The 7,895-nt window shown below is 37.7% G+C and carries 6 protein-coding genes and 1 pseudogene; 5 read left to right on the top strand and 2 right to left on the bottom strand.

The window, feature by feature from the left end:
- Positions 1–131: 131 nt before the first annotated feature.
- Positions 132–617 carry a Cys-tRNA(Pro) deacylase gene (ybaK, locus tag ACFO3G_RS04445; RefSeq protein WP_380078366.1) on the bottom strand — a complete coding sequence of 162 codons (486 nt, stop codon included), beginning with the start codon at positions 615–617 and terminating at the stop codon, positions 132–134.
- 167 nt (positions 618–784) lie between these two features.
- Here ybaK and ACFO3G_RS04440 point away from each other — a divergent pair, with 167 nt between their 5' ends.
- From ACFO3G_RS04440 to ACFO3G_RS04420, 5 genes are all read left to right on the top strand, one after another.
- Positions 785–2,734 (top strand): LptF/LptG family permease, encoded by a 1,950-nt coding sequence (locus ACFO3G_RS04440; protein ID WP_380078364.1) that lies wholly within the window; start codon positions 785–787, stop codon positions 2,732–2,734.
- Between the two features lie 14 nt (positions 2,735–2,748).
- On the top strand, positions 2,749–3,969 hold the full coding sequence (locus ACFO3G_RS04435; protein ID WP_380078362.1) for a bifunctional 3,4-dihydroxy-2-butanone-4-phosphate synthase/GTP cyclohydrolase II: 1,221 nt from the start codon (positions 2,749–2,751) through the stop codon (positions 3,967–3,969).
- A gap of 302 nt (positions 3,970–4,271) precedes the next feature.
- Entirely contained in the window at positions 4,272–5,147 is an 876-nt protein-coding gene (locus ACFO3G_RS04430; protein ID WP_380078360.1) for a YitT family protein, read from the top strand.
- A gap of 57 nt (positions 5,148–5,204) precedes the next feature.
- The gene (locus ACFO3G_RS04425; RefSeq protein ID WP_380078358.1) at positions 5,205–5,870 is read left to right on the top strand and encodes a peptidylprolyl isomerase; all 666 of its coding nucleotides are present in this window, start codon (positions 5,205–5,207) and stop codon (positions 5,868–5,870) included.
- A 5-nt stretch (positions 5,871–5,875) separates the two neighbouring features.
- Positions 5,876–6,403, top strand: coding sequence for a hypothetical protein (locus ACFO3G_RS04420; protein WP_380078356.1), 528 nt, complete (start codon positions 5,876–5,878; stop codon positions 6,401–6,403).
- Between the two features lie 269 nt (positions 6,404–6,672).
- On the opposite strand, the pseudogene ACFO3G_RS04415 reads toward ACFO3G_RS04420, so the two are convergent.
- Positions 6,673–7,146: pseudogene (locus ACFO3G_RS04415) on the bottom strand (transposase); the annotation flags it as partial.
- Positions 7,147–7,895 lie beyond the last annotated feature (749 nt).

The raw sequence follows: 7,895 nt of genomic DNA, 5'->3' as shown, positions 1-7,895 counted from the left end.
CCGGGCGGACGCCAATCCCCCCGGTGTTTTTCATGCCCGCCTGACGGATGAACTAAACAATGAAAGGAAATGATTAATTTTGACTCAAAGATAAATCTCCTTTACACACTTTTTGGGATACTACCTCTCCTTTACACACTTTTTGGGATACTACCTTGAGCTTTGACGTAATGGATAAGATCGGTAGGTGCAATCTTAATTTGCAGACCTCTGATACCGGCGCTTACAAAAATGTAATCAAAAGTGGTAATACTATGGTGAATGAAAGTGGGGAAGAGTTTCTTCATACCTATCGGTGAGCAGCCACCACGTATATATCCTGTTGTAGAAAGTAAGTCTTTCTGAGGTATCATCTCAACCTTTTTATTGCCTGATATTTTTGCAGCCTTTTTGAGATCTACCTCACAGTTGCCCGGAATAACGACAACAAACAGGCCATTTTTATCTCCATGCAATACGAGAGTCTTAAAAACCTGGTCAATGTTTTCATTCAAACTTTCTGCCACATGGATTGCAGACAAGTCTTTTTCGTCTACTTCGTATGGAATGAGCTCATAGCTAATCTTAGCTGCATCCATCAGTCTCGCTACGTTTGTTTTTTGTTGTTTCTTTGACATATATGCGAAGTTATAATTTTTTCAAAGCCATTGTATCATTCACTGGATGAGAATAATCATTTGGAAGAGGTTGTTTTGACTTTATTAAAAAGATTGTCTGTCATTTTCTATTTTGTACATTTGTACTGCGTCCGAAATTTGGACCTAAATGAATGTAGAATGACCATATGAAGATAAAACCCATAAAAAAGTTGGACTTGTATATGCTTCGGACTTTTCTTCCGTTGCTGGTAATGACTTTTTGCATCTGTTGGTTTATTGTACTAATGCAGTTCCTATGGAAGTATGTGGATGATCTTTCCGGGAAGGGCTTGAGTATCGATATCTTGGCGCAGACATTTTTCTATGCTGCACTCAATTTGGTGCCTATGGCAATGCCTCTGGGGGTATTGTTGGCTTCTCTTATGACATTTGGTAATCTTGGAGAGCGATTTGAACTTCTGGCTATGAAGTCAGCCGGTATTTCTTTGTACCGAATAATGGCACCCCTTTTTGTATCTGTCGTTTTTGTCTCCCTTGGACTGCTTTGGTTTCAAAATAATGAGATTACCAAAGCTCAGGTAAAGCTGTATACAATCATTTATTCCGCAAGAAATTCATCACCCGAATTGGAAATACCGGAGGCTACTTTCTACAATGGCATCCCGGGATACAATGTTTTTGTGGCGAAAAAAAATCATAAGACACACATGCTTTATAAGCTTATGATTAATGACCATAGCTCCGGATTTCAAAATGCATCTATCATTAAGGCTGACTCAGGAAAGCTTTTGATGGATGAATCTAAGACATTTCTTACCCTTGATCTGTTTAACGGGAGAAGTTTTAGATTGATGCAGGCTCAATCGTATGCTCTTGGTGATCAGCCGGTGCCTGTTTTTGATGAGCTATTTAAAACAAAGCGCATCATTATACCTTTTGATACAAACTTCAAGATGGAGGATGAAGATGACCTCAAATCAAGTTATGCAGGTAAAAATATTAGTCAACTTACTAAAGTAATCGACTCAACAAGTACCAATGTTGACAGCTTGCGCAATGTAATGGGCGATTACATCATCAAAAGATATGAACAAGATCGTTTTAAGGGATCGGTTCTATCTTCTTATGATTTGTCAAAAGATAAAGTTTCAGAGCATAAAAAGGTATGGTCTTATGCCAATAAGCATCCTAAATCTTTCGAAGAAGTGTGGAATGGACTGAGTAGAGATGCTCAAAGTCAAGCGTTGCAAGATGCAGCATCCAAAGTCGATTACCTTCGTTCGGATCTTATGACTAAGTCTATCGATTTGCAATATGAATTGAAGAGATATCGAAACTATGCCAAAGAACGTTATAGTAGGTTTGCATTCCCTATAGCTTGTCTTATCTTTTTCTTTATTGGTGCACCTTTGGGGTCAATCGTTCGAAAAGGTGGTCTTGGAGTTCCTATTGTATTGTCCGTATTGTTATTCCTTGTCTACTATATGTTGGACACATTTGGCAGTAAGATGGCAACTTCAGGAGAATGGCCCATATGGATTGGTGTTTCGTTAAGTTCAATGGTGCTTACACCTCTTGGTATTTATTTGTCTATTATGGCAGCCAAAGACTCTGCTCGTCTTAATATTGATGCATATCTATTGTTCTTCAAAAAGATATTTAAAACCGATGTAGTCAGAAAAATAGAATATAAAGAGATTATTATGAATGAGGCTGACCCCAAGGTTGCTTTGCAAAAGATTGAACGGGTTCAGAAATATGCTCAAGAGGTTAAGGGGTCACAAATAATGTCCGGTTCTGCTTTATCTATTTGGCTTCATAGCAAAGATCAACTTATGATGACTGAGTTGAGCAACCAGTTGGAGGATTTGGTAAATTATTTGGTGGACTGTTCCGATATTTTAGTTCGGACAAAGTTGGCAGATTATCCATTCTTCCCGAAAAAACTGAGTACATATCTCCCGTCAAAGGCATACATGGTTCCTTTGAGTTTGATAATTTTGCCCATCTCAATACCGATGACAGTGTTTTTCCGATTTAAGCGAAAGAGATTAGCTCATCAACTGACACAAATCATAGATGTGTCAGAAGAGATTGAAAATAGGTTAAATACAATAATGACAAATAACAATTAATTTATATTTTTCTTATGGAAGAACCATTTAAGTTTAATACGATTGAGGAAGCTCTGGATGACTTTAAACAGGGTAAGTTTTTAATCGTTGTGGACGATGAAGACCGTGAAAATGAAGGAGATTTTATCATAGCAGCAGAAAAGATAACTCCTGAGAAAGTCAACTTTATGATGAGATATGGTAGAGGAGTCCTTTGCTCTCCAATTTCAGAAGAGAGGGCTGCACAGCTTGATTTGGAGATGCAGGTTCCCAATAATACCTCTGTACACGAGACTCCATTTACCGTTACAGTAGATCGTCTTGGCAATGGTTGTACGACAGGAGTATCTATGTATGATAGAGCTCAGACAATCTTGGCTTTGGCCGATCCCAAAACCCTCCCTACAGACTTAGGTAGACCGGGCCATATATGCCCATTGAGAGCAAGATCGAGAGGAGTATTGCGTAGAGCCGGACACACAGAAGCCGCTGTTGATTTGACAAAACTATGTGGTATGCAGCCTGCAGCAGCTCTTATAGAAATCATCAATGAAGATGGTACTATGGCTCGTCTTCCTCAACTTATTGAGGTCGCTAAAAAGTGGGGACTGAAGCTTATCTCAATCAAAGACCTCATTGCATATCGTCTAAAGACAGATTGCCTTGTGGAAAGAGGTGTAGAGGTAAATATGCCGACTCAATGGGGTGAGTTTAGGCTGATTCCTTTCAGACAAAAAAGCAATGGCTTGGAACATATGGCCATCTTCAAGGGTGATTTGACCGGTTCAGAACCGGTACTTGTCAGAATGCACAGCAGTTGTGCAACCGGAGATATTCTTGGATCACAGCGATGTGACTGTGGCGAGCAACTTCATAAGTCAATGGAACTCATAGACAAAGAGGGTAGAGGTGTTGTAGTTTACCTTCAACAAGAGGGTCGTGGCATTGGTTTGATGGAGAAAATCAAAGCCTACAAATTGCAAGAGCAGGGTATGGACACCGTAGATGCCAATCTGCATTTAGGACATGAAGCAGATGAAAGAGATTATGGCGTTGGAGCACAAATCCTTCGCTCTCTGGGTATTAGCAAGATGAAGCTTTTGACCAACAATCCTGTTAAGCGTGTAGGGCTTGAAGCTTATGGACTTGAGATTACTCAGATTATTCCGATCGAAGTGAAACCAAACAAGTATAATATCCATTATCTTGAGACCAAAAGAGATCGAATGGGACATACACTTAAAGGAATTAAATGAGTTTTTTAATTGCGAAAACATCCAAAAGGATAAGCCGTTTTTAGTATTTATTGATTATTAATTAGAACTTAGATTTGGAGCTCTTTTTCGATTACTTTTGTTCAAATCAATTCTTAAAACGACTCAAAATCTTTTTACTAACTAAGGATAAAGTAAATTAAAAAACAATTTTTCGTTTTATGTATCATACATATCGGGGATGTATCAATCTTTTGACTCATCCCCGCTTCTTTAGAAGAAATATTCTGACTGATAGAGAGGAATAACAACAAACCCATTCATTAACAATGATGTTTAAAGAAATGAAATTTGACAACAAGGTCATGATGACAGCTTTGCTGCTTATCGTTGGCTCGTTTTTAGAAGCATTTGCCTATGCAGCATTCTGTGCTCCCAATCAGATTGTGCCCGGTGGTGTCTACGGCCTTACAATTGCTATCAATCATGTAACAAAGGGCTTATGGGGATTTCAAGATGGATTACCAATTGGTACGACTGCATTGTTTTTTAATGTCCCATTATTCCTATTGGCTTGGAAAAAATTGGGTCTTAAATCAGGCGGAAAAACTATTGCTACATTTCTAATGATAGCCTTCTTTTCAGACCTTATTTCAAGGTATTTGGGAGATTCTGAGCTTATCAAATCTGTCCAGAAAGACCAATTGTTAGGAGCTTTCTATGGAGGTGCCATATTAGGGATCGGTGTATTTATGGTATTCAAGGCCGGGGGCACAAGCGCAGGTACAGACGTATTGGCAAGGGTAATTACAAAGGGAACTAATATGAAGCTCTCCAACATGATTATTGTTATCGACTCTACTGTTGTACTTGTGGGATTGTTGGCTTTTAAAGATTGGATGGTTCCTCTATATTCTTGGTTGACAATCATTGTCTATGGCCAAGTGGTTGGTTTGCTATCACCCGAAAATCCCAAGAGAGCTGTTTTTATTGTAGCTAAAGATCCCAGATCTCTTAAGGATACGATCAATACCAAGCTTGGGATGAGGGCAACTTATCTCCATGGTGAAGGTATGTATGCCGGAGTGAATAGGGAAGTTATCTTTATGATCGTTGAACGCAAGGATGTCGCAAAACTCAAAAAAGCTGTCTTGGCAATAGATCCTACTGCTTTTATTTCTACTACAAACGCAGCTCAAGATCAAAATATTGAGGCTTAATGAGAATGATTTAAACAGTTGATTTACAAACAAGATTACAAATTGTATATAATACTTATGAGAAAAATAGTGTTGGCAACAGCCATTATTCTTTTGAGTTTTACTGCTTCTTTAGCTCAGCAGAAGAGATCTATAGTCGAGTTTAAGACAACAAAAGGAAAGATATTGATTGAGCTATACAATGAAACTCCAATTCATCGAGATAATTTTCTTAAACTTGTAAAGGAGCATGCCTATGATGGAGTATTGTTTCATAGAGTGATCAACCAATTTATGGTCCAGACCGGCAATTTGGAAACTAAGAATGCAGTGAAGGGACAAGATTTATCTGAGGATTCTTCTACATGCAAATTGCCTGCAGAATTTAGATTTCCAACCCTTTTTCATGTGTATGGAGCTGTTGCTGCTGCAAGAGAAGGAGATGAAGTCAATCCCCAAAAAGAATCTTCTTGCTCACAGTTTTATATTGTTACCGGAAAGTTTTTTACGGATATGGACTTGGACCGCGTCGAAGAGAACTATCATATTAAATACCCTAAAGAGGTTAGAGAAGCTTATAAATTGCAAGGTGGAACGCCTCATTTGGACAACAATTATACGGTCTTTGGCCATGTAATAAAGGGTATGAATGTCGTTGAAAAGATACAATCGATAAAGACCAACGATCAGAATGCTCCCCTCAAACCCATTGTTATAAAAAGTGCAAGAATAATAGAAGAATAAAGCATATGAAAGAGAATGTCAATCCTAATCTGTTTTTGATAGATCAGCCTCATAATCCGCCATCAAGGGAAAATACTGTTTCAATAGAGGTTAATAATGATCTCTTTAGAGAAATCTTATCTTCACGAGAGGATACAGAATATATCCCAATGAATCCGGATTATGCAATGAAGTTTTTGGCGATATCCGAAGACAATACATTTTATGTAAATCCGGCTTTGGACCATGTACAAGAAGACATTACTATCGGTGATTATAATGAAGGTGTTTTTCCATTCCAGCCTAAGTATATTGAGTATCTTGAGTATGTAGCAAAGAGTCCTAAGGGGATAAAAAAGCTTCTTGTTAAAGTTAATGCAATGGCATTTGAAACAGAATATATGCCTAACGGAGAAGCCTTCAGATATGATGATTCAGACTTGCCAAAAGGATTCAATCCTCAGACGGAAGAGGAGTTTTATGAAACACTTTATAATCCGAATGGAAGATATACCAATTGGACATTGGTTTTACACCTTGGTGATATGGTTTGATCTGCAGTTTCATAAATGTATAGATTGTAATAATTACATTCTCTTAAAAACATAACTTCAGATCAAATGAGTGATAGAGCATAAAATCCAATCCTCGGTTTTATGCTCTATCTTTATTATATCCAGATTTGTCGTTAGAAGACCAATTCTAATTATTGCTGTTATCCTATAAGAAGTAGATAACGGTATATTGAAATCTCCCAAACATCTTATTTATGCGGTTGAGCTTCCTTAATATGTCATTTCCAACTTTTATCGGACAGCACTGTTTTAATATCCACATAGGTGATGATGCGTGCATGATGAATAACAGGATCTCGATCGCCTTTTAAGACTTTTGTAAAGGTGACTAAGCGGACTCACAGTTCTGCCACGCCTTGTTCTGATTGTATAATGGTGTCTTTCAGTATATGATACTTCAGATTCTTCTTCATCTTGGTCACATACATGATCTCTTTTTGAGTCATCTGCTCAAACTTTTCATAATCTACATATGCTCTATCCATGGAGATAATGTCTCCTTTACTCAGGGAGGATGGCTTGAGCATAAAGGAGTCATTGGTGGCTGCAGATGTAAATCGGATATCGGAGTGAACCCCTTCATTAGCCTGTATGACCGTGTGCACCTTTATGCCGCCTTTCTTCTTGCCATTCTTCGGATGACGTCCAACTCCCTTGAAAATCAGGTTGGAAAACAAAGAGATCGTGGTGGAGTCTATAATTTTCAACCGTTTCATCCATGCCGGCTCTTTACCGCCATGCGGTCAGCTGTCCGATAAAAATATCACAAAACAAAAGATATGGGGCTGAATTTCCTTCCCAGGAGTCAGCCCCAATTGTCTTATCTTTATCTTAGTAACTTACAAGAAAGACAATGCACAAGAATATTCATTTTATCGGACAACAGCAATAATATAAAATCAGTTAATTCAAACTATTAAGACATGCCTTCATGATATATTTTGGTCTGTTATATTTTCTGATTGAGATCCCATAGACAGCTATTTTTTGGGTGCATATGCTATAATCAGCTCAAGATAACTTTATAAATGGCATTTCTTTGGAGTTAAAAAGGACGAGATGCACGTTTAATGATGGTGAAGTGAACTAACTCATGTAGGAGAACGAATCCGAATACCGATAAACAATGAAGTAGATCTATTTTGTGCAAGAGTTTCAAATACCTTTGTTGTGATATAATTGTATCAAAATATGTGCTTTGAATCATAAATTAATCTTGTATACTTTCACTTAAACTGCAGTTTATTAGATAAATAATGTTAAATACATATAGGCTGTTTTCAGTCTTAAAACAAGGCTTTTTGGACTCTCAAAATGGCTTATTCTCTACAAAACCCAAAACCAATGATACTGTCCCAAAAAAGTGTGTAAGACCCAAGACTATTATCTTTGAAAAAATAAAATAAAACAGTAAAACAGTATGGATCTCACACGAGTACAAATTAAAGAAATTATTTCGAATTGTCTGGCA

It is taken from the genome of Falsiporphyromonas endometrii (assembly GCF_042654485.1).
GTDB classification, from domain to species: domain Bacteria; phylum Bacteroidota; class Bacteroidia; order Bacteroidales; family Porphyromonadaceae; genus Porphyromonas; species Porphyromonas endometrii.
This window is presented reverse-complemented; position numbering and strand designations above follow the sequence as displayed.